We start from the raw sequence: 23,533 nt of genomic DNA on the forward strand, positions 1-23,533 counted from the left end.
GGTTTTGCAATGTAGTATTATTTAACAGCCAATTTAACTTTAAATTCCATTATTATGTAGTTCAAAAAAACATCTCGACTTAGCAATTAGACGAGATGCTTTATTCTTCTTATGCATATATTCCATTCTTTTTTATACTTGCTTCTCTGCTAAAAAAACTGCCTAAATCGTGTATAGATTACACGCTTTAGGCAGTTAAGTTTATAACGATTATTTTTGATCTTCACGACGACGTGGGCGACGGCTTCCACCATCACGACGATCACGGCCTCCGCCGCTACGACGATCACGATCATTACTACGTCCACGATCGCGTCCTCCACGGTCTCGGTTTCCACCGCGTCCACGGTCCCCGCCTCGTCCACGATTACCACCACCGCTTGTACGTTCACGGCGCATCGGTAATGGACGTTCTTCTGTAATTGTTACTGGTGTTGCATCCGGCTCTTTTGTCATCGATTTAATAGCAGCCGCAATAATATCGATTGCATCGTTATTTTCTAATAACTGTGCTGCTAATTCGCGATAATTACCTAAATCATTATTCTGAATTAGTTCAACTAGCGTTTGCATTGTTACTTCTTGTTGTCCAGCTAGCGCTTCTTCTGTGCTTGGTGGACGAAGAGGCGTCATACGTTTTTTCGTTGTTTCTTCAACAATACGTAAGTAACCCATTTCACGTGGTGTTACGAATGTTACTGCAAGACCCGATTTACCCGCGCGACCTGTACGGCCAATACGGTGAACATAGCTTTCTGGATCTTGTGGGATATCAAAGTTGTAAACATGCGTTACACCTGAAATATCAAGACCACGTGCCGCTACATCAGTTGCGATTAAAATATCAATTTTATTTTCTTTAAATTGACGAAGTACGGAAATACGCTTCGCTTGGCTTAAATCACCGTGAATACCTTCAGCAAGGTAACCACGTAACCCTAAAGCCTGTGATAATTCATCTACGCGACGTTTCGTACGACCGAAAATAATCGCTAATTCTGGTTTTTGAACGTCTAATAAACGAGTTAAAACATCGAATTTTTCACGCTCTTGAGCTTTCACGAAGAATTGCTCAATATTTTCCATTGTTAATTCTTTCGCCTTAATTTTAACAATTTCAGGCTCTTTCATAAATGTCTCCGCAATTTTACGGATTGCAGGAGGCATCGTTGCAGAGAATAATAATGTTTGGCGAGTCGATGGTACGTTCTCTAAAATTGAGTTAATATCATCGATGAAGCCCATATTTAACATTTCATCTGCTTCGTCTAATACTAATGTTTGAACATCGTCAAGCTTCAACGTACGTCGGTTAATGTGATCAATAATACGACCTGGTGTACCTACGATAATTTGTGGACGATTTTTAAGCGCGCGAATTTGGCGACCGATTTCTTGACCACCGTATACTGATAATAATTTTACACGCTTATCATAGCCAATTTTATAAAGTTCTTCTGAAACTTGGATTGCTAACTCACGAGTTGGCGCAATAACAAGCGCTTGAATATTTGGGTTTTTAGGGTCAATTTTCTCGATTAGTGGAATACCAAAAGCGGCAGTCTTACCTGTACCCGTTTGTGCCTGACCTAATACGTCACGGCCTTCCATGGCGAAAGTAATTGTACCTTCTTGGATTGGTGTTGCTTCTTCAAATCCCATACGTTTTACTGAACGTAATGTCGATTCGCTAATATTTAATTCTGAAAAATTTGTCAAACTCTTCAATCTCCTTTTTCCTTATAAGTTGACAAATGGTTACATTTTCAGATGAAGTGTCGGCAAACTAAGGGCCTAGTTGGAACGTTTCCGTTACTTAAAATTTTCTCTGCTATTTTGAAACAACCTAGCAAAGCTCTCTTATATGAAAAGGAAAGCCCGGTCTTTGCCGAGCGGTTCAATTCTATACTTCAATTGTTCCTCGCTAAAATAACAAATAGAATAAAACCGTTAAATTCAAAAAAAAGCACTCTTCATCAATTAACTGAAGAGCCTTCGCACAAAATGTATCCATTGCTTAACATAGTCTATCATGGGTTGGTACCGTATGCAACGATAAAGCTTGAGTCATAATAATCTGATTTTTTAGGGCTCCATTAAAAAATCACTTACTTGTGCAAACCATTCATCGCAATCGTCACTATAGCAAATATGATGCTTCCCCTCCTTCGAAATATAAATCATCTTTCGCTTAGATTGAACTTTGTCATAAATTAGTCTCGCTGTTGTACTTGGTACAATGCCATCTAATGCACCCTGAACAACAAATACCGGACACTGAATATGACTAATATACGGCTCCACCTTCTCCACAATTTTCATGAATTCCATTGTTGAGGATAGCGGAACATTTTTTAATTTGTGCTTATATCGTGAAAATAATTCGTTATCCTGTATAGTTCCATGAACTGCATCCTCCGCCATAAATCGCAAGTCCTGTAAGAGCTGAGTTGGGCTTACATATTTAGCAGCCGCACTTAACAACACAAGTTTTTTTACCGGATAACGTTTCGCTAAATACATTGCGATAACACCGCCCATAGAAAAACCAATTACTACAACGTCATCTACTCTTTTAGCAAGGTTTCGAAAGGCAATTTCTGCGTCCATTAACCAATGCTCTGCCTTAAATCCCTTCATGGCTAGCTCATCTGTATCACCATGTCCACTAAATGTCGGCAACTCATAAATCCAGTCTATTTTTTTCTTTAAATAATCTGTTAACGGTTGTACTTCATATGGTCCGCCTGAAAAACCATGTAAAATCAGCACGCCTATAGACATGTTTCCCACTTCTCCTAATGATAATTAATAACTACTTAAATTATATCCAATACTACTTAAAAAATATAAACAGAGGTAATTTCATAAAATTGCCCTTTAATATAAAGATTGAATTACTCTAAAAATTTGTAAATGTAACAAAGAATTTTCCAAAACAATTTATGGCTTACAAAATCATAGTATCACCTGTCAGGGTAAAGGCGTTTTGCCAGCTTATGCTAACAAAACGCCTTTTAAAATATTTTCTAATTTCATGCCACGCGAGCCTTTTAATAATATTATTGTTTTCTCAGTTGCATGTTGTAGTATTTCTCCAATAATAGGCTCGTAATCCTTTTCTGAATAAACAAGACGTCCTTCATCAAACTTTTCTTGTAATTTTTGGTACAACCATTTCATTCTAGGACCATAAAGACACACTCGGGTAATTTGCGAAGTATCAATTTCAGATGCAATTTCCTCATGGAAGGCTTGCTCATTATCACCTAATTCCAGCATATCACCTAGTACAAGCCATTTATCACTTCGAATATTCGTAGATGAGACAAATTGAATCGCTGCACGCATAGAAGTCGGAGCAGCGTTGTAGGCATCATTAATAAATAGTGCGCCATTACTCATCGGTACTAGCTGCATCCGCATATCGGTTAATGCGACCCCTTGCAATGCAGAACGGATTTGATCATCTGACAAACCAAGTGCTTTACAAATAAGCATTGCATTTAATGTATTTTTCACCTGATGTTTCCCGTGAACAGAAATGAAAAACTCACCTTCTATCAAACCTTTTACAGAAAATCGGCTCCCTGTTTCAGTTGTTTCAATATCGTAGGCAATTAGTGTATTGTCTTCATTGAAACCAAAAGACATCGTTTCTGTATAAGGATCTTCTGCAACAAGGTTGCGAAGTAGCGGCTCGTCACCATCATAAAATAATACGCCCTCTTCTAATAAACCTTTTGTAATTTCGAATTTGGCCTGTGCAATCCCCTCACGTGAGCCTAAATCTTGCATATGCGCCTCACCGATATTCGTAATTACTGCCAAATGAGGACGAGCGATACGTGTTAGCAGCTCAATTTCACCAAAGCCACTCATTCCCATTTCTAATACGGATATTTCAGTATCTTCATCCAGTTGTAAAATCGTAATCGGCAAGCCCAATTGATTATTAAAATTCCCAATTGTTTTTTGCACCTTAAAAAATGGTGACAATGCACCAGCAAGAATATCCTTAGAGGATGTTTTGCCGTTTGAGCCAGTAATGCCTATAAACGTCGCCTTATGCTCACTACGATAAGCAATCGCCATTTGCTGCAAGGCCTGTTCTGCATCATCCACAAATATTAATGGGCGGTTCTCTGGAGGATTTGGCTCATCCGTTAACCAAAGTGATGCGGCTGCCCCCTTTTCAAATGCTTGGTCGACAAATTTATGGCCATTTACCTCTTCACCGCGAAATGGAACAAATAAATCCCCAGGTTGAATTGTACGAGTATCAATAGAAATACCCGTTACAACAGTATCCCCATACTCTTGATCAGATATTTTTAACCATACTGCTAATTGTGTTAAATTCTTTTTCATTTTTCACTCAAGTCCTTGTTATATAGAAGCTGTTGTTTTTCTGTATGACGCTCAATCGCTAAATTGACAAGCTTATCAATTAGATCACGATAGCTTACACCGCTATGCTGCCATAATTGCGGATACATACTGAACGGTGTAAATCCTGGCATTGTATTAACTTCGTTGATGTAAACCTCATCATTCTCTGTCACAAAGAAATCCGCCCGGACTAACCCAGAAGCATCCAATATTTTAAATGCCGCCTTTGCCATTTCACTCATTTTCGCGACAACTCTTTCCGATACTTCGGCTGGAATAATTAACGCTGTTGATCCATCCTTATATTTAGAGTCATAGTCATAAAACTCGGTCATCGGTTTAATTTCGCCTACTACTGAAACAGCAGGGTTGTCATTACCTAAAACGCCCATTTCAATTTCTCGACCAATAATACCTTGCTCAATGATTATTTTACGGTCATACTTTAATGCTAATTCGATAGCAGCCTTTAGCTCCTCACGATTTGTCGCCTTACTAATGCCGACGCTCGAACCTAAATTCGCCGGCTTTACAAATAACGGCGAAACAAGCTCCTTTTCACATTTATTCAAAATTGCGTCAGAATCGATTTTCCATTCACTTCGAACAAAATGTACATATGGCGTTTGCTCTAAACCAGCTACGCTAAATAATTGCTTCATCACAACTTTATCCATACCTGCAGACGAAGCGAGTACGCCATTTCCAACGTACGGCAGATTTAATACTTCTAATAGTCCCTGTACCGTACCGTCCTCACCATTCGTACCGTGTAATAATGGGAAAATGACATCAAAGCCTATTCTGTCGTTCGCTTCAATAAATTCCGTTATATTATTAAACGCGTTTTGCGATTTAAATTGTAACTGTTCAATTGTTTCTACTGGTGCCTTAAGCTGAGGTCCTGTGAGCCATTCACCGTCCAACGTTATAAAAATCGGATGAACTTCATACTCTTCAAAATTTAATGCCTGCGTAACCGCCTTTGCCGTAGAAAGCGAGACTTCATGCTCCGCAGACTTACCTCCATATAATAAACCTATTATTTTTTTCATTACGCTGACCTCCAATGATCGGGTAAGTTTAGTTTATCACGTTTCAAAAAACAGGATAAATAATTTTCACTTTTCAGTCTAAAAAACACTCACGTTAAAGTGAGTGTCAGTTGATTTGTATCAATTCATCATAACCTTGTTTCAATATTTCTTCCAAATCATCCCATACTTCGTCAGGGAAATTATAATGTGCAAGTGTGCGAATTTCAATACCATACTGGGCTGACTTCTCCATTTTAAATAATGATAGTAACGCCCCCTCCTTTGCATATGGTCGACACGTTCTCAGCACAACTGGGTCAATTGTCGGAATTGCTTGCTTAGACTTACGCCGCCAAAAGCTACCATTCCCCTCTTTTTCCTCAATCATTTTATTTAAAAGATTCGTCGTCAACTGCTCTGAATCCCCTAAAAAACGAAAATAAACTTTTGTCATTTTATCTGTATTAGAGGAATAATACGCATAGCGGTTTTGTAGCTTACCGAAGAACGGTAAACCGAGTGGTTCGCGCTTATGACTAAAATATAATAACTCTGCCTGCTCCATCGGGGATAATTGATTTACATTCTTTTCACTTGAAAAATCGATCCAGCATAAATCCCCTTGCATATCAGACAGTTTTTTTAAGAAAGGTTTCATATCCTCTGTTCCAATGAAATCAAATTGAGTATGCATATTAAAGGAGCCATCCTCATAACCGTGCTTTAGCAACAACACATTTTTCATCGGTTCAACTGATGAAAAAAATTGTTTAAATGAAAGTCCACTATAAATGACGAATTGGTCCACATCATTCATATGTATGTATAAATGATACATAAAATCATCAGTAGTTTTCATTTTTTTAGCCATTACACGAACAACCCCTTCAACTGAATAATATGAATATTATATGATGTATCGACCCATTTTGAAACAATTTAAATTTAAGTTCGTCGTAATTTTTACTTCCATACACAGCAGTATTTTTTACGAGAATATGATAAAGTAAATTGTTAGTAAAAATATTTCCTTTACATTCATGTGAAGTGATTATTGAATAGTTAGGTGGAATTCATGGAAAATAATCGACAATTTTCGAAGCGCTTCGATTGGGTGCTCGCCTTTATACTGTTAATGTTTCTTGGCATTAGCTTACTTGCAATAGCTTCTGCGCAGACATCTGGACAATACGGGATTAATTTCGTTCCTAAACAAATTCAATGGTATATTATCGGTGCAATCATCGTTGCATTCGTTATGTATTTTGAACCGGATCAATATAAAAAAATGGCTTGGGTTTTATATGGCATGGGAATTGCGTTGCTCGTTTTACTTATTTTCATGCCCGAGGGCAAGGGACAAATCGGTGAGATAGTAAACGGTGCAAAAAGTTGGTATCACACGCCTCTAGGTAATATTCAGCCATCCGAGTTTATGAAAACCTTTTATATTTTAGCTGCAGCAAAGCTCATAAGTATGCACCACGAAAAATATCAGCTAAAAACAATTAAAACAGATTTTATTTTACTCGGAAAAATTGGTGCAACACTTCTTGTGCCACTCGTCCTTATTATGACACAACCGGACCTTGGTTCATCTCTTGTGTTTCTAGCTATTACTGCCGCTCTTGTTATTGTAGCAGGAGTATCTTGGAAAATTATTTTACCTCTTTTCGGTGGGGCCTTCGCTCTTGGAGGTTCACTTATTTGGATGGCACTCTATATGAGCGATTTCTTAGAGGAAACATTCGGCTTTAAAGCATATCAGTTTGCTCGTATATACTCTTGGCTTGACCCTTATACGTATTCTTCTGATGAGGGTTATCATTTAATTACTTCATTAAACGCTATTGGTTCAGGCGAAATATTTGGTAAAGGACTTTTTGGTCGTGAAGTATATGTAGTAGAACAGCATACCGATTTTATCTTTACTGTCATCGGCGAAGAGTGGGGATTTGTAGGTGCTAGTCTTGTTATATGCTTATACTTCCTTTTAATTTATCATTTAACAAAAATAACGCTTTTATTAAAAGATCCGTTCTCTACGTATGTTTGTGCAGGGATTATTGCAATGATTACATTCCATGTTTTAGAAAATATCGGGATGACAATTCAGTTATTACCTATTACAGGTATCCCTCTACCATTTATTAGTTATGGTGGTAGTTCCCTAATGGGGAATGCACTCGCTATTGGCTTAGTCTTTAGTATGAAGTATCATTACCGCACGTACATGTTTTCAGCAAATGAAGAAGAAGAGTATTAATTGAGGGCAGCTGCTTCTGTCGCTATAGCTTTCGACGCAAAATACATTTTGGTGCGAATGACTAGACACTCTTTAAACTCGAAAAAACTAATACTTTCTTACTCGAAAATAAAAAGCCCACCAAATTGGTGAGGCTTTTTATTATATATTTTGCGTTTGTGGAGTTTGTGTTGGTGGTGTTAAAACTTTTAATAGTTCAAGACGTGACTTCGTAACAGTTGCATTTACGCCTATTTTCGATAAATTTGTAACGATTTTTCTTAAGTCGATTTCCTTCGTCATATTATCCACCTCAATCTTCCATGTATTATAATATTACGTTTATAAAAATAAAAAGTTGCAACGATGATTAGATGTCTGACTTTTATATTCAAACCTATCATAACACTATTATATGTAAAAAAGTTTTTCATTTATGTTACAAGTTCTAAAAGTCAAGTAAACAACTCCCACATATTTATTACCGAAAATTTTAAATCCTAAACATCTTTCTCTCATATTTGCAAGAAATTCGTTTTCCCCTAGACGTACTTCATTACAGACTAAAATAAATCAGATTATAAAATCCTTTCATTGTTTATAGACCTTTAATCGTATTATTTACCTTGAAATTGGAGAATACTCTCAACACTCCTCACTTACGGCTTTTCACCATAACTCGGGGTTGATTTCCGTTGCGCCAGCGTGCTTTCCTAGGGGCGTCCGCTGAGCCTAGCCATGCCCGCGGAAAGAGTCCGCTCGGAGTGTAGTGTGCGATACTTATATAGCACCCCAGGCTTACGATGATGAACCTTACTTATGCCATTAACTTTTTTCGGTGCAGCTTTATAATTTAACTTCTAATTATCGCTATTCAAATCATATATTTACTCCAAAACACCTATAACTTTATTTAGCATCGATATGTTTAATTAAAGTATGAAGTGGAACTTATATAATAGAACGAATAAATTTAAAAGGCTAAATACTCTCTATGTTGGAGGAATTATTATGAATATACCAATGTCGATATCTGTCCCAAAACAACTGGAATGCTTTTCTATACAACTGCATAATTCTGCTTTAAGCTACAGTAGACTAAGACCCTCTAGACAAAAGCCTTCTATTATGAATAGTAAATTCGCTGGTTTTCCTTATTTACCTAAAGGAGCCGCTTATCCAAAGGATGTTCATGGACAATTTATGCTACTTCTGGCACAAATAAATTTAGCCGAAGCCAATTTACCACAGCCATTTCCAGCTGTAGGAATGCTACAGTTCTTTATCTCCGAAACTTGCTATGAGCATGGACAGTTCACTAAAGGGCATAGGCAGCAATATCATTTTAAAGTATGCTATTATCCTTTTTTAGTTCCGGAACAATCAACACAATCTGATTTTTTCTTTTTACACGATGTATCTCGTCATGCTTTTCCTATACAACAGGAAGTAGGACTAACTTTCTCTCAACATGTAGAGCCTGTATCTGCAACAGATTATCGATTACATTACTTTGTTACACCTTATTTACAAGAGCAATTTTCAAATGAATATGGACAATACTTTGAAGATATTTACTTTCAACATTTTTCTGCAGCAGACCATAAAATAGGGGGCTATCCATATTTCATCGGTAAAGATGAAAGAGTTTATTCTTCGGCTCTTCAGCAATATGACACTCTACTCCTTCAAATTGTTTCTAATGATGAACAAGGAATTATGTGGGGAGATTGTGGAGTTATTAAATTTTTAATCAATGAAAAAAAGTTGTCGCAGGGTGATTTTTCGGATGTCTATTTTTATATCGAAAATTACTAACGTAGCAAACCTTTTGGCGAAGCATTAGCAACGTCAGGAGGTTTTATTTTTTTACGGAAGGAAAACATTTCATTTCTTTGTATAATTGATATACGATAGAAGTATCATTATTTTGAAAGAAGAGGGATCATTTGAATACTTTTTTTGACACAAGCTTTATTGCAGTATTAATACTCATATTAAACATACTATTTGCAATAACCGTCATCTTCCTAGAGCGTAAAGATGCCTCTTCTACATGGGCCTGGATTCTTGTACTATTCTTTCTACCAGTAGCAGGGTTTATTTTATATCTATTACTTGGTAGAAAATTACGAAAAAAGCATCTTTTCCGTTGGGAAGGACGCAAGGATATCGGTATCGACAAGCTGATAAGCTATCAAATAGACGCATTGAAGGACAATAGGTTAGAGTTTAACGAGAAAAATATATCCGAATATAAAGAACTAATGTATATGAATTTATCAACGAATAATGCCGTTCTTACACAGGATAACGCCATCCAAATATATGATGATGGCGCCGATAAATTTGAAGGCCTAATCGAGGATATATTAAATGCGAAGGATCATATTCATATTCAATATTACATTTTCAAGGTTGATAATTTAGGAAAGCGCATTATAAATGCACTAATCAAGAAAGCAAAACAAGGGATTAAAGTGCATGTACTATACGATGAGATGGGTTCTCGAGGTGTAAAAAAGCGCCACTTCTCTGAATTGACGGAAGCAGGGGGCAGAATTGAAGTATTTTTCCCTTCTATTTTCCCACTTATCAACCCGCGTCTAAACTTCCGTAATCATCGAAAGATTGTCGTAATTGATGGACGTATTGGTTACATCGGGGGCTTCAATGTCGGAGACGAATATTTAGGTTTAAAGTCTAAATTCGGGTACTGGCGTGATACACATTTACGAATTGAAGGCAGCGCTGTTCAACCACTGCAAACTCGTTTCTTGCTCGATTGGAACCAAGCAAGCGCAAAGCACCGAATCAGCTATTCCGATAGATACTTTCCTGCTATTCCGAAAAAGGGCGATGTAGCAATTCAAATTGTCTCAAGTGGACCTGATACCGATTATGCAGGTATTAAAAACGGGTATATTAAAATGATTATGAGTGCAAAAAAATATGTTTACATCCAATCACCTTACTTTATTCCAGATGATACTTTTTTAGACGCCGTACAAATTGCAGCACTTTCAGGTATAGATGTTAGAATTATGATTCCAAATAAACCTGATCATCCATTTGTCTATTGGGCAACCTATTCCTATGCCGGACAGCTTCTCAAGGCAGGCGCGAAAATTTATCATTATGAAAAAGGCTTTATACATGCCAAGATGCTTGTTGTGGATGACGAAATTTCAACTGTTGGTACAGCAAATATCGACGTACGTAGCTTTAGCCTAAACTTTGAAGTTAATGCCTTTATTTACGATCGCGATATCTCCCATAATCTTGCAGAGATTTTTGAGAAAGATATATTCGATTGCTCAGAGCTTACACTAGAAAAATATGAAAATCGCTCTACCCTTGTCAAATTCAAAGAATCTATATCTCGTTTGTTATCACCTATACTATAAATGTAAGGAAGGGGGTGTCCAGAAATAATCTGGACACCCCCTTCTTAATAAATATGAGCTATTTTAATCAATCTTTAAATATTCTTCTAGCGTTAAACGAGATTGATAGACTTTTTCTGCTAGCTCTTTTCCTAAGTAGCGAAAATGCCAAGATTCATACATGTAACCCGTAACATTTTCTTTCCCTTTAGGATATCGTAAAATAAAGCCGTATTTGTGTGCATTATTTACGAGCCATCTTCCAGCTTCCGTCTCACCAAATTCACTCGTTAGCCATAAATCCTCTTGTCCTTTTTCTCCTATATCAAAAGAAAGCCCTGTTTGATGCTCTGAATAGCCTGGTCTTGCACTATAGCGATCCGCCGCTTCCTTGCCATCTCTATTTACATAATTTGTATATAATGTATTTTGATATTCATACGAGCGAAATCCACTAAAGGCTACTAACACAAACCCATCTTTTTTCGCCGCTGCAATCATTTCATTCAATGCAGCCCGCGCTGTTGGATCCTCGCCCGGATTGAATGTTTTTGGTAAAGGATACTTTTTACTAGCAATTAGCACACCTTGTACAAATGTAGGTTCTTTCACCTCAATCGGATTCACAGGATAGCCGCCAGCATCTACTTTGACATCAGTAGGTTCCTCCTTAGGCTCATTCTTTTCTGAGTTAGACTTTGCTTGATTTAAAGGCTCATTTTCTTTATTAGGCTGCTCTTCATTTCTAATTTTACTAGCTTCCTCATGGCGAGCATCTGTCCCGTTCACATCATCTGTTTTAGCGTTTTTATTTAATACAATCGCAACAATTGACACTATTAAAACAAATGAAATAATCGCACTAACTATGATTAGCTTATTACTTTTATATCTATTCGTCCTTGACTTTCTCATTCTGCGCCCACTTTCTTAAATCAATAATTCCATTTTATCATTATTATAGATTATTTGCTTTTAAAAAAGCATTAACCCGTGAAAGAGTTAATGCTAAATAACTATTACGTAATTACAGTATATAATACCGCCAGTGTAGCAATGGCAAAGAAAATCGCCATGTTTCGCATCCATTTAGATTCCTTCTCCATCCCTTGCCCCTTAAAACTTCTGTAGCGTGTAAAATTGGTTAACGTAAACAAGATCGTTAAAAATAACACGGCCATTTCAATATTTTGCTTAATAACAAAATACAATGATGCTAAGCTAGATATCACTACAAGTATTAGCGACAATGTTTTTCCATTCATAAAGTGCCCTCTATTTCTTCTCAGTCTCTGGTAGCTGTGAATAATATTTTCGACCGATATACGTTTGAAGGATTAAAATAAATCCACCTACAGACCAATAAAGTGGTAATGCCGCCATAGATGAAAACGAAATAATAACGATCATTATTGGTGAAATATAAATGAGCCATTTCATCTGTGCTTTTTGAGCATCCGGAACAGTCCAAAGGGAAACTTTTGCTTGTACCATATAAATAACACCTGCAATTATCGTCATTATGATATCAGGTGTCCCTAAATCAAACCACAGGAATTCATGTGTTTTTACATCGGCTGAATATAGGATAGCAAAATACAACCCCATAATAATCGGCATTTGTATTAAAATTGGCAAGCAGCCCATGTTCAACGGATTAATGCCGTGTTCACGGTATAGTCCTAGCATCTCTTGTTGAAGAACCATTTGCTCATCCTTTGTTTGCGCTGCTTTCATTTTACCTTGAATTTCTTCCATTTTCGGTTTTACAATATCCATTTTCGTTTTCATTAGCGCTTGTGTGCGATAATTACGTAACATAAATGGCATTAAGACTAAGCGAATAGCTACAGTAATAGAAATAATAGCTAATCCATAGCTTCCATTAAAAACACTATTGCCTAAAAAATCTAACAGACTGTCCATCGGCTGTACAAAAAAACTATAAAAGAACCCTTCTTCATTTTCAACAGCCTGACATCCCGTTAACACAAGTAGAACTCCTACGAGTAATCCTCCAAGTTTTAGATGCTTCATATCGTCACCTGCTACCTTCACATAAACTTATTTAGAAGTATACCTTAATAAACATCGACTTTCCAACGAACACAAATAAAAAAACCCCATCTTCAAAATTGGATGGGGTCTTGTAAAAGTTAAACTTTTTCGTACTCTACTTCACTAATTTCAAAACGATAAAATTCATGATGCAGTTCATCACGGAAATGTTTCGGTGTAACGCCCGTATATTTCTTAAAAATACGCGTGAAGTAGCTTTGATTACAAAAATGGAACTGGTCTGAAATTGAGGTAATGCTCTTATTTGTATGTCTCAAGTAATATTGAGATTCCTCAACTCGGCGGACATTTAAATACTCCACTAAAGTAATTCCTACATGCTCACGGAAGATACGGGATAGATGACTCGTACTAATATGGAAGTTGGCTGCAATGCTTTCTACAGTTAAATCATTTTCTAGCTCATCGTTTATGTACATAATTACTTTATTTACTGTTTGGTGGCGGAAAGTTGGCTGCTTACGATCCGCAATGAAATATACATAAAAATCAATTAAATCATCTGCAAACTGTAAAAATTCTGCATCCTTCATTTTGTTTTCAATCATATCAGCACAAGCTAAATTAAACGCAAAAGCTTTCTTTGATGGAACTTGATTGTCTAAAAGCTTTCGAGCAACAATCGATGACAAAACAACAAAGTATTGACGAACTACTTTTATAACCTGCTTTCCAAAGCGAATCGACAAAATATCAATAATTTCATGCAATGATTTTTTGGCTTTTGCCGCTTCTAAATGATAAATCTCAAACAACAATTTCGATTCAATATTAAAAAACTCTTCAATGCCGTGATATTGGTTGATATTGTCTATCTCTTGGAAGTATCTTTTAGAAATAGTTTCAGATATTGAATGTTGATGTAGTTGCATTGATTACCCCATCTTTCTTCTGAATGCTTTATGCATAAATTTTTTACAAAATATAACATTAATTATACTAATAATATATAATGAAAACGATATAACGGGAATACTTTTCTATTAATTTATTTACATATTTTGCAGTTTTATTGTTTATAGAGAAATAGCTCTTATATACAACCTCGTTGAATATAATCGTCTATTTTTTTACTAACTAAAGTGAATATTACCATATTTTACGTTTTTTTATCAACTTAATTTTAATTGTTTCATAGTAAAATAATCTCACACTTGCACAGAAAAAAGATTTATATATTGTTAAAAGATAAATGAATGATATTTAAAATATCGAAGGATATACAAAAAAAACACGAATAACAAATTAAGGAAAATTAAATAAAAATAGGTGTGCATCAATCATCTTTTTTTCGTGCAAAATAAAAAACAATTATTTTCCGTCCATTATTCATAAATCTTCTCTATTTCATTTCTGTGAATATGTAGTAAAATAAAAGATAATTAATTAAAATGCTTAAAGAGGTGTTATAAAGTGGATCCAAAACAAATTGAAGAAATTATGGATGTAATTAAAGAGTTCTTCCCTGAGAATACATCTATTGCTATTTCTGATACAAACGAATATCTTTACTATCAGCCAAGCAAAAAGGTGGACCTGAAAATTAAACCGGGCGATCCAATTAAAGAAGGCTCAGCTGCTCATAAAGCCTTAACTTACGGACAAAAAATCAGTACATACATTGAGCCGGATGTATTTGGTGTACCGTATTTTGGAATGAGTATTCCGCTCGTAGAAGAAGGCGAAACAAAAGGTGCAATCACTGCAATATTCCCACAAAAGCCATCACCTTTTTTAACAAACTACATTACAGTTAAAATTGATGACTGCTGGTACCCAATTAAGCATAACCAGGTAATTTATCTTGAAACACAGCTTCGTAAAACATTTGTGAAAACAATGAATCGCGAGGGCTACCATCGTTTAAATTTAAGTGACCTTGAATTGTTCCTAGCTCCGGATTCATTTATTCGATGCCACCGTTCTTATATTGTAAACATTGATTTTATCGATGAAATCCAACCAGATTCACATTCTACTTTCTTATTAATTATGAAAGATGGGACAAGAATTCCGGTGAGTCAACGTTACGCTAGTTATTTCAGACGTTCCCTAGGATTCTAACAAATTCCTTATCTCAATTTTGAAATTCCAAAAGACCTTTGCACTAGTTGTAAAGGTCTTTTGATATTTTTTTGACAGTAATTTCATCGGATTTTATATTGTTTCTCGTCGAAAATAATCGAAAATGAAGTTTTTTTCTCGTTATTACTTTTTTTAAGCACTTTCATGCACATTTTAAAGAAATTGTGACAATTTGGTGATAATATTATTTTATACGGCTGAGCAATAAGCCTATAAAATAAACAGAAAATTCTTACACAATTTTCTTAGCTACATTTAATCCATCAAAATTTTTTAGGGGAGGATTTTTAAATGGATCCACGAGTTGAAAAACGCTTAGGTTTAAAACAATTAGCTGACAAAATCATGTCTGCAGACGCAGCTGCTGCATTAATCCAAGACGGCACAGTTGTAGGTATGTCTGGATTTACACGCGCAGGGGATGCAAAAGTTGTACCAATGGCATTAGTAGAACGCGCTAAAAATGAAAAATTCAAAATTGATGTATATACAGGGGCTTCATTAGGTCCTGAAGTTGATAACTACTTAGCTTCTGCTGGTGTTATTAATAAACGCGGTCCTTTCCAAGGGGACGCGGCAATCCGTGGCTTAATTAACAAGGGCGAAATTCAATATGTAGACGCTCACCTTTCTCACAACGCTGAGTTAGTTCGTCAAGGTATTATCGGTCCAATTAAACACTTAATTTTAGAAGCTGTTGCAATTACTGAAGACGGAATGATCATTCCAACAAACTCTGTAGGTAATTCACCAATCTTCGCTGAATATGCTGAAAATATTATTATTGAGTTAAATATTAGTCATCCAGAAGCATTAGTAGGTATTCATGATATCTACGTTCCTGCTGAGCAAGGTAAACGTGAAGCGATTCCAATGACTAATGCTGAGCAACGTATCGGTGATATCGGTATTAAAGTAGACCCAGCAAAAATTCAAGCAATCGTTATTTCTGAAGAGCCAGATGCTCCTTCATTAATCGTTCCTCCAGATGTGGAAACACAAACAATGGCGAACATTTTATTAGACTTCTTCCGCGATGAAATCAAAGCTGGTCGTCTTACAAATGAATTAATGCCATTACAATCAGGTGTAGGTTCTGTAGCAAACGCTGTATTAGACGGCTTTGCAGACTCAGAATTCGAAAACCTAGTAGTAGCTTCTGAAGTATTACAGGACGCTGTATTCAACTTAATCGACGCTGGTAAAGTTCGTTTTGCAGCAGCAACTTCAATCACTTTAACTGAAGAGCTACAAAAGAAAGTATATGGCAACTTAGAAGCTTACGCAGATAAAATTTGCCTACGTCCACAAGAAATTTCTAACCACCCAGAGCTTATCCGTCGTTTGGGCTTAATCTCAATCAACACGGCTCTTGAATTAGATATTTATGGTAACGTAAACTCTACTCATGTTTCAGGTACAAAAATGATGAATGGTATCGGCGGTTCTGGTGACTTCGCACGTAACGCTCGTCTAGGTATCTTCGTAACGAAATCATACGCTAAAGGTGGCGCGATCTCATCAATCGTACCAATGGTTTCTCACGTTGACCACACTGAACATGATGTTGATGTAATTGTTACAGAACAAGGTATTGCTGATTTACGTGGTCTTTCTCCAAAAGAGCGTGTGAAATTAATTATCGAAAACTGTGCTCATCCAGAATTCAAAGACCAGTTATGGGATTACTTCAACCGTGCTGTTGAAGCAACGGGTAATGCTCAAACTCCTCATATCTTAGAGGAAGCTCTTTCTTGGCACGTAAATCTTGCTAAAAACAAAACAATGAAGCTTGAAACAGCAAAAGCTTAATTTAATTACCAATCGGCAAAATCGTTTATTCGATTTTGCCGATTTTTTCATCTATACTTCTCCCTTATGTTGCTGTTCATTATAATAATTTAACGTTTGTTGTGCGCCACCCTCCCCGATGAACTCATTCGCATCAATCGTATAATCCGAAACATCCGCGTATGTTTCTGCCATTTCTTTTAATGTTTCTGTATTATTTTGTTCATTAGCATGTGACGTATTTTCACTTGTTCGTTGCATTTCAAAAAATGAGTTTGTTCGGTCCTTAAAGCTATTTACAAACTTTACAGCTTTATCGCGATTTTCCTTTTTACTTAATAGTGCAGCAGCCACTAAACCTACTACTACAGCACCTTTTCCGTTGAATCTTCCCATGATCGATCCCTCCACTTCATCTATTGTGAGTAATTACCCCTAGCAAAGGAAATTAAACATATTTATTTACCGGAAGGAACAACTTTTATAAGAAGTTTTTTCAAATTCTCTATAAATGTATTTAATAAAGTATAAAATATAGCAAGTTGAGAAAAACATTGTATAAAAATTAATAATCTAGGTGATAACTTAATACAATGGTGAAAAGGGGGAGATGAACATGTTTAAAAATAATAATGAAGTTTCATATAGCGGGAAGGAAATAGGTGCTTTATTTGGTGCTGCAAGTATTTTAACTATGTTCATTTACTCATTTATTTTCTAAAAAACGACTACTCTTTTCGAGTAGTCGTTTTGTTTTATGCTTTCACATCGTTATATTCTTCACTTTTTGCAAATGCTGCTACAACATATGAGCAAATCGGCTGCATTTTTAAATTTTGCTCTCGTGCGTAATTTGCCGCTGCATCTAATAATTTTTTTGCAACACCTTGCCCTCGCAACTCGTCTGAAACATATGTGTGATCCATCTTCATAACCCCATTTGATTCTACCCATGTAATCTCAGCTAATCTTTGTCCATCCTTATCATACTCAAATGCATAACTATGTGGATTCGATTTGTTCAATGTAAATTCCATAGTAATCCCTCCCATTTGTAAAAATATATCACATTATAAAAGCAACCTACTAGTTCAAAGCACTAGTAGGTTGCTCACATTTTCTTACTTAAACCACGACGAGATTGTATCCATTAAATTTTTGAAGAAGTTTTTTACACTTTCCCAGAATCCTTCATCTTCCATAAGTGCTGTGAATTTTTCCTCTATCGTTTTACTTAAATCTGTCAGCTGATCCGATAGTTTAGAAAAATCGATATCTAACTTACTTATACGATCCATTAAATCAATTAATAGCTGTCGATCGGCATCACTTAAGTTAATTTCTAGTTTTGCTAGCTGATCCTCTACAATCTTTTGTACTTCATCACGAGTAGCTGGCTGTTGTTCTGCTATTGCTTTTTTAATTTCTGTTAATAGCTCAGCTACTTTGTCATCAGATATCCCTGCGCTTTCTGCAAGAGATGTTGCTACAGAAAGCTCATCATTTGCAACATCTGTCCGCTCAATATCTAATGTTTCACCTGTTTTTACCTCATAGGCTTTATAAATACCTACTAATGCGGAGTGACCAGTTACAGGCTTTGGTGCTGCTACTTCAACGATTGCATCCTCAATCCCTGCTGTCAACATAGCATTCGCATACATTTCTGATGTTACTTGTGTAATGTTCTCTGGTGTTTCGATACTAATAACAAGCCCTTTGCCTTCATCCTGACGAGTAATTTTTGCTGATGAATACATCCGAGAGCTTGAATTACTATTTTTAATATATTTGATTAAGTCCTCGCCCGAAACTGAAATCTCATCAATTTCTGGCTCCTCTGCAACCTTTAGTGCTGTTTTTACAAGTTCTTTTTCAGTTTCAGATAAATTTGCTCCATAAACAATAATAGGTACACCTAGTTTTTCATTAATTGCTTTAGTCTCTGCGGAGGCTTCGTTCGGTACAACAATTGCCAGCAACAGAAGTAATGCCGTGAAAAACCCCAAAAACTTTTGTTTCATTGAAATCTCCCCTTCCATTTCACTAAGTAGTACGATAAAAAAGGCAAAAGGTTTCAATGCTACACAACAAACCTTTTGCCTTAATATCTATAGTAATTCTGTCCAGCCGTCTTCTTGTTTGATTTTCTTCGCTTTCATAAGTGTTCCTAAAGCACGTTTGAAAGCTCCTTTACTCATGCTGAACATTTCAAGGATTTCCTCCGGTGAGGATTTATCGCCAAAGGGCATTTTCCCGCCGACACTTTCCAAATACGCATAAATTTTTTCCGCATCTTCTCCTAGGCGTTCATGCTTTCTCGGCATTAAAGAGCCATTTAACGAGCCATCTTCCTTCACATCAATAATTCGAACTTGAACATCCTGACCAAGGCGTGGCTCAGCATTACGTTCCGACTCGTGAACAAAAATACGGTATGGTTGATCTACACCTAACAAAAAAGACCCGACTGGTAATAATCGATACGGACGTGCAATAATATTTTTATTATGCATCTCCGTAACTGCACCTTCGTATAGTTCATTGACCTTTTCTTCAGTTATTAAACGTCCAAATAAATCTCCATTACGATCTGTTCGAAGAGTCATAAATAAATGATCACCTGGTTGAGGCCATAATTCAGGCAAAGCAGGTAAATCCTCCGCCTTCACTAATACCTCTCGAGATGTACCTATATCAGCAAAAGCACCTTCTCTAGTTACTTTTAATACGCGTGCCCAGCCATATTCTCCTTGAGCAACACTAGGTAGTGCTGTCGTTGCTTGTAAATCGCCACGTCGATCTGCATATAAAAATACTTCGATACGGTCACCTACTGCTAACGGTTCAATAACATCCGAACTATTTAACGAAATTTCTACATCGCCATTCGTTAAAATATAACGCGATCCTTGCTCCTCTAATACCGTCAATTGTACAACTTGCCCTGATTTTAACTCGTTCATTTAGTCTTCCCTTTCATTGCATGTTTTGCTGTGCTTTCATTTTTTCAAGTTGCTGTGTAAATTCTGGCTGTTCTTCCATCAGTTGAACTAAATCTGCAATACGGTCAATTGAATTCCAACTTAAATGATGCTCTATTCCCTCAACATCATCATATATACGTTCCTCATCAACACCAATTAAGCGTAGGAATTGTTCAAGTAGCTCATGTCGCTGCACTAGTCGTTTTCCAAGCTTTATTCCTTTAGGTGTTAATGATAAGCCACGATATTTTTCGTATACTAAATATCCGTCCTTATCCAACTTTTGGACCATTTTTGTAACTGAGGAAGGTAGAACAGATAATGCTTCCGCAATGTCGGACACACGGGCGTACCCTTTATTTTCAATCAGCAAGTAAATTTGTTCAATGTGGTCCTCCATACTAGGTGTTGGCATATCTTGTCCCCTCACTTTCCTTATGCTAAATCAAGTTTACTACAATGTAACATAAAAAGTTAACTGAAAACGACAAAAGAGCCGAACTGTCAAAAATTCGGCTCATTTATTATGTCGTGGATTACGCCCTACGATGTGAATCGCACGAATAATTTGCTTATTAATTTCTTCAATATGTTCGGGCGTATTGAGACGCTCAAACGCCGCATCTCGTGACTCTTTCGAAGCTACGTATTTAGGTGGCAAAGCATTTAATGCTATGGCGACAATATCCATTTCACATTGCTCACAATGACAAAATGTTTGATATTCTGTTCCATGTAGCAAGAAACTTACTAAACCACGAACAATTTCTTCCGTAACATTCACTAAAACCGGTTGTGTCATCTATACCCTTCGCCCCATCTGTTTTTTGTTATAATTTGATTTCAATTCATCATATAACTAACAACAGAATAACTCAACAGTATTATTAAATTTAATCAAAAATTTGATATGAAAAAATTGAAATTATAACTTTTTGAGGTTTTGTTATAAACTGTACACTATTTATTTTTTAGCTACCTGTAGTAAGCGCAATGAATTGAACACCACTAGTAAGGTTGCACCCATATCAGCAAAAATAGCAATCCATAACGTTAACCACCCTGGGATAACAAGCAATAAAGCGATCACTTTTAATCCTAATGCAAAAATGATATTTTGCTTTATAATTGAAAGTGTTTTTTGACTTAATCGAATAGTATAAGGAAGTTTTCGTAAGTCGTCAGCCATTAGAGCAATATCAGCTGTTTCTAAGGCGGCATCGGTACCTGCTCCACCCATCGCAATACCGACTGAGGCTGATGCAAGCGCTGGTGCATCGTTCACTCCATCCCCAACCATTGCAACTGAATCAAATTTTTGCTGCAGCTCCTTAATGGCCTCTAGCTTATGCTCAGGCAATAAGGATGCACGTACATCCGAAAGCTGTAGTTCACTCCCAATCGCCTTGGCAGTTTGCTCTGCATCCCCTGTCAGCATAATTGTTTGCTGTCCTTGCTCTCTAAGGTTTTGAATAACCTGTTTACTTTCTTTACGAAGCTGGTCGGCTATTGCAATAATTCCAAGTAATTGTGAATCCGTAGAGACTGCAATAACGGATTTCCCTTGCTGTGAGAATTGCATAGAAGAAGCTTTTATTCTTTCATTAATTGGAACAATGGTTTCAATCCATTGCAGACTACCTGCATAGATTTTTTTACCATCTACTGTTGCATACGCGCCTTTACCTGTTACAGATTGGAACTCAAACGGAGTTAACGGCTCTATATTCAATGCAGTTGCTTTTGCTAATATGGCACGTGCAAGTGGATGCTGCGAGCTTTTTTCCACAGTAGCGACTGCTATTAATAATGCCCCCTCCGTAATCGGATCCATTGCTATAATATCTGTTACTTCTGGTTGACCTTTCGTCAGCGTTCCTGTTTTATCGAAGGCGATCGCTTTAATACGCCCCAATTCCTCTAAATAGACGCCACCTTTTATGAGAACGCCTTGTTTTGCTGCATTACCAATGGCTGTAACAATCGCGACTGGTGTTGAAATAACAAGTGCACAAGGACAGCCAACTACTAGCACTGCTAAGCCTTGATAAATCCATTGTGACCATTCACCCGTAAATAGTGGAGGAATCACAGCGACTAAAAGAGCGACTAACATAATTGCAGGTGTATAATATTTGGCAAACTTATCTACGAATTGTTGCGAAGGGGCTTTTTCTGCTTGTGCCTCCTCCACTAAATGAATTATTTTTGCAATAGTCGTATCCTCAACACGCTTTGTAACCACGATTTCAAGGGCACCCTCTTCATTTAGTGTACCTGCGAATACTTCACTTCCCTTTTCCTTCTTTACTGGCGTGGACTCACCGGTAATTGGAGCCTGATTTACCGTAGAAATACCACCAATTACCTTACCGTCCATCGCAATTTTTTGACCTGGTTTGACAATTAATATATCACCTATTGCAATATCGGCTGTAGATACCTCCACTTCATGATGATGATCCCCATGTGAACGCTTTATTAACGCAACAGGTGGCGCAATATCCATAAGTCCTTCAATGGATTGACGCGCTTTATTCATAGAGTATGCCTCTAGCGCCTCGCTCACCGCAAATAAGAACACTACAATCGCAGCTTCTTGCCACTCGCCAATAATCGCTGCGCCAATGATAGCAATGGTCATTAGTGTTTTCATATCAAACTCGAACTTCAATAAGTTACGGAAGCCAACTTTAAAAATTCCTATTCCACCAATCACGATAGCAATAAGGTAAAGCCAATTAGAAACTGTATTACCTTCTCCTCGTGAGAAGCTAAAATAAAGGGACACTACTATAAATAAAAGTGAAACACTCGCTAAAATATTTTCTTTTCGTTTATAAAATGGAACAGATTTCTTAATTATCCGATCGGAAGCTTTTACAACTTTGATACCATCAAATGCCCCAGCCTGCTCTAATTGTTCAATTGTAGCATCTCCGACAACTGTTAACTTTGCCGCCCCAAAATTGACCTGACACTCCTGAACCGTTGATATATCACGAATATTACGTTCAAATTTTGCCGCGCAACTTGCACAGGATAAATTTTGTAATCTATATTGTTGCTGTTCCTTCAATGTCATCTCCAGTCACTTCCTTTGAATGTTCGTAGGCAATCGTTACAATTTGGTACACATGATCGTCCTCTAGAGAGTAATACATTTGCTTTCCATCTCGGAAAGATTTAGCTAATCCGTTTTCCTTTAAAAATCGTAAATGATGTGAGGCTGTAGCAACTGAGGAACCGATTATCGCTGCTACATCACAAACACATAAGCTTTCTTCTACCGTTAATGCATAGGCAATTTTTAAACGCGTTTCATCCGCTAACGCCTTTAAAAACTTCGCAACCTTTGATAAGTCAGGTATTTGTTCCTGTACTCGTAAAACGACATCTTCATTTGTCTTCGTTACATCACATACATCTTTTATCATGTATTCACCTCATTCAAACCCTGATTTGATTGTTATTAATTATATACCACGATTTACCAACATTCAAACATTTATTTGAATGTTTTCAGCTACT

23 protein-coding genes are annotated in these 23,533 nt (G+C 36.7%); 5 read left to right on the top strand and 18 right to left on the bottom strand.

Annotation, left to right across the window (positions count from 1 at the left end; all coding sequences use genetic code 11):
• Positions 1-210: 210 nt before the first annotated feature.
• The 5 genes from V4T18_RS02825 to V4T18_RS02845 form a co-directional block, all read right to left on the bottom strand.
• Positions 211-1,719, bottom strand: a complete 1,509-nt coding sequence (locus V4T18_RS02825) for a DEAD/DEAH box helicase (RefSeq protein ID WP_332646337.1) — start codon at positions 1,717-1,719, stop codon at positions 211-213.
• A gap of 366 nt (positions 1,720-2,085) precedes the next feature.
• Positions 2,086-2,784, bottom strand: a complete 699-nt coding sequence (locus tag V4T18_RS02830; protein WP_332646340.1) for an alpha/beta hydrolase — start codon at positions 2,782-2,784, stop codon at positions 2,086-2,088.
• A 213-nt stretch (positions 2,785-2,997) separates the two neighbouring features.
• Complete coding sequence (locus V4T18_RS02835; RefSeq protein WP_332646342.1) at positions 2,998-4,371, bottom strand: UDP-N-acetylmuramoyl-tripeptide--D-alanyl-D-alanine ligase; 1,374 nt, start codon at positions 4,369-4,371, stop codon at positions 2,998-3,000.
• Positions 4,368-5,447: a D-alanine--D-alanine ligase gene (locus tag V4T18_RS02840; protein WP_332646345.1), complete on the bottom strand. Its 1,080-nt coding sequence runs from the start codon at positions 5,445-5,447 to the stop codon at positions 4,368-4,370. The genes V4T18_RS02835 and V4T18_RS02840 overlap by 4 nt, the downstream gene beginning before the upstream one ends.
• Before the next feature lie 106 nt (positions 5,448-5,553).
• Positions 5,554-6,300 (bottom strand): hypothetical protein, encoded by a 747-nt coding sequence (locus V4T18_RS02845; RefSeq protein ID WP_332646348.1) that lies wholly within the window; start codon positions 6,298-6,300, stop codon positions 5,554-5,556.
• 204 nt (positions 6,301-6,504) lie between these two features.
• Between V4T18_RS02845 and V4T18_RS02850 the strand changes: the two genes are divergently transcribed.
• Positions 6,505-7,695, top strand: coding sequence for an FtsW/RodA/SpoVE family cell cycle protein (locus V4T18_RS02850; RefSeq protein WP_332646350.1), 1,191 nt, complete (start codon positions 6,505-6,507; stop codon positions 7,693-7,695).
• A 141-nt stretch (positions 7,696-7,836) separates the two neighbouring features.
• On the opposite strand, the gene V4T18_RS02855 is transcribed toward V4T18_RS02850, so the two are convergent.
• On the bottom strand, positions 7,837-7,977 hold the full coding sequence (locus tag V4T18_RS02855) for an Lmo0850 family protein (RefSeq protein WP_332646353.1): 141 nt from the start codon (positions 7,975-7,977) through the stop codon (positions 7,837-7,839).
• 708 nt (positions 7,978-8,685) lie between these two features.
• Here V4T18_RS02855 and V4T18_RS02860 point away from each other — a divergent pair.
• Together V4T18_RS02860 and cls are read left to right on the top strand one after the other, a co-directional pair.
• Positions 8,686-9,492 carry a YwqG family protein gene (locus V4T18_RS02860; RefSeq protein WP_332646355.1) on the top strand — a complete coding sequence of 269 codons (807 nt, stop codon included), beginning with the start codon at positions 8,686-8,688 and terminating at the stop codon, positions 9,490-9,492.
• A gap of 131 nt (positions 9,493-9,623) precedes the next feature.
• Complete coding sequence (gene cls, locus V4T18_RS02865; RefSeq protein WP_332646357.1) at positions 9,624-11,081, top strand: cardiolipin synthase; 1,458 nt, start codon at positions 9,624-9,626, stop codon at positions 11,079-11,081.
• Between the two features lie 63 nt (positions 11,082-11,144).
• On the opposite strand, the gene V4T18_RS02870 is transcribed toward cls, so the two are convergent.
• The 4 genes from V4T18_RS02870 to V4T18_RS02885 form a co-directional block, all read right to left on the bottom strand.
• A complete protein-coding gene (locus V4T18_RS02870; RefSeq protein WP_332646359.1) occupies positions 11,145-11,975 on the bottom strand; it encodes a M15 family metallopeptidase in 831 nt (276 codons plus the stop codon).
• A gap of 104 nt (positions 11,976-12,079) precedes the next feature.
• Complete coding sequence (locus V4T18_RS02875) at positions 12,080-12,325, bottom strand: hypothetical protein (RefSeq protein ID WP_332646362.1); 246 nt, start codon at positions 12,323-12,325, stop codon at positions 12,080-12,082.
• A 10-nt stretch (positions 12,326-12,335) separates the two neighbouring features.
• On the bottom strand, positions 12,336-13,097 hold the full coding sequence (gene yidC, locus V4T18_RS02880) for a membrane protein insertase YidC (RefSeq protein WP_332646365.1): 762 nt from the start codon (positions 13,095-13,097) through the stop codon (positions 12,336-12,338).
• Between the two features lie 119 nt (positions 13,098-13,216).
• Complete coding sequence (locus tag V4T18_RS02885; RefSeq protein WP_332646367.1) at positions 13,217-14,011, bottom strand: helix-turn-helix transcriptional regulator; 795 nt, start codon at positions 14,009-14,011, stop codon at positions 13,217-13,219.
• Between the two features lie 541 nt (positions 14,012-14,552).
• On the opposite strand from V4T18_RS02885, the gene V4T18_RS02890 reads away from it, so the two are divergent.
• Entirely contained in the window at positions 14,553-15,203 is a 651-nt protein-coding gene (locus V4T18_RS02890; protein WP_332646369.1) for a LytTR family DNA-binding domain-containing protein, read from the top strand.
• Between the two features lie 312 nt (positions 15,204-15,515).
• Complete coding sequence (locus V4T18_RS02895; protein ID WP_332646371.1) at positions 15,516-17,036, top strand: succinate CoA transferase; 1,521 nt, start codon at positions 15,516-15,518, stop codon at positions 17,034-17,036.
• Between the two features lie 51 nt (positions 17,037-17,087).
• On the opposite strand, the gene V4T18_RS02900 is transcribed toward V4T18_RS02895, so the two are convergent.
• The 8 genes from V4T18_RS02900 to V4T18_RS02935 all read right to left on the bottom strand — a co-directional run bounded on the left by V4T18_RS02900 (position 17,088) and on the right by V4T18_RS02935 (position 23,439).
• Positions 17,088-17,411: a hypothetical protein gene (locus V4T18_RS02900; RefSeq protein ID WP_332646372.1), complete on the bottom strand. Its 324-nt coding sequence runs from the start codon at positions 17,409-17,411 to the stop codon at positions 17,088-17,090.
• A 359-nt stretch (positions 17,412-17,770) separates the two neighbouring features.
• Positions 17,771-18,052, bottom strand: a complete 282-nt coding sequence (locus V4T18_RS02905; protein WP_332646374.1) for a GNAT family N-acetyltransferase — start codon at positions 18,050-18,052, stop codon at positions 17,771-17,773.
• 84 nt (positions 18,053-18,136) lie between these two features.
• Entirely contained in the window at positions 18,137-19,039 is a 903-nt protein-coding gene (locus V4T18_RS02910; RefSeq protein WP_332646377.1) for a DUF1002 domain-containing protein, read from the bottom strand.
• Positions 19,040-19,126: 87 nt separating this feature from the next.
• Positions 19,127-19,981, bottom strand: a complete 855-nt coding sequence (locus V4T18_RS02915; RefSeq protein ID WP_332646379.1) for a CvfB family protein — start codon at positions 19,979-19,981, stop codon at positions 19,127-19,129.
• A gap of 13 nt (positions 19,982-19,994) precedes the next feature.
• Positions 19,995-20,417 carry a transcriptional regulator MntR gene (mntR, locus tag V4T18_RS02920; RefSeq protein ID WP_332646381.1) on the bottom strand — a complete coding sequence of 141 codons (423 nt, stop codon included), beginning with the start codon at positions 20,415-20,417 and terminating at the stop codon, positions 19,995-19,997.
• A 102-nt stretch (positions 20,418-20,519) separates the two neighbouring features.
• Complete coding sequence (locus V4T18_RS02925) at positions 20,520-20,804, bottom strand: late competence development ComFB family protein (protein ID WP_332646384.1); 285 nt, start codon at positions 20,802-20,804, stop codon at positions 20,520-20,522.
• A gap of 162 nt (positions 20,805-20,966) precedes the next feature.
• The gene (locus tag V4T18_RS02930; protein ID WP_332646386.1) at positions 20,967-23,087 is read right to left on the bottom strand and encodes a heavy metal translocating P-type ATPase; all 2,121 of its coding nucleotides are present in this window, start codon (positions 23,085-23,087) and stop codon (positions 20,967-20,969) included.
• Complete coding sequence (locus V4T18_RS02935) at positions 23,059-23,439, bottom strand: ArsR/SmtB family transcription factor (RefSeq protein WP_332646388.1); 381 nt, start codon at positions 23,437-23,439, stop codon at positions 23,059-23,061. The genes V4T18_RS02930 and V4T18_RS02935 overlap by 29 nt, the downstream gene beginning before the upstream one ends.
• Positions 23,440-23,533 lie beyond the last annotated feature (94 nt).

Source organism: Lysinibacillus sp. 54212, assembly GCF_036662795.1.
GTDB lineage: Bacteria > Bacillota > Bacilli > Bacillales_A > Planococcaceae > Lysinibacillus_B.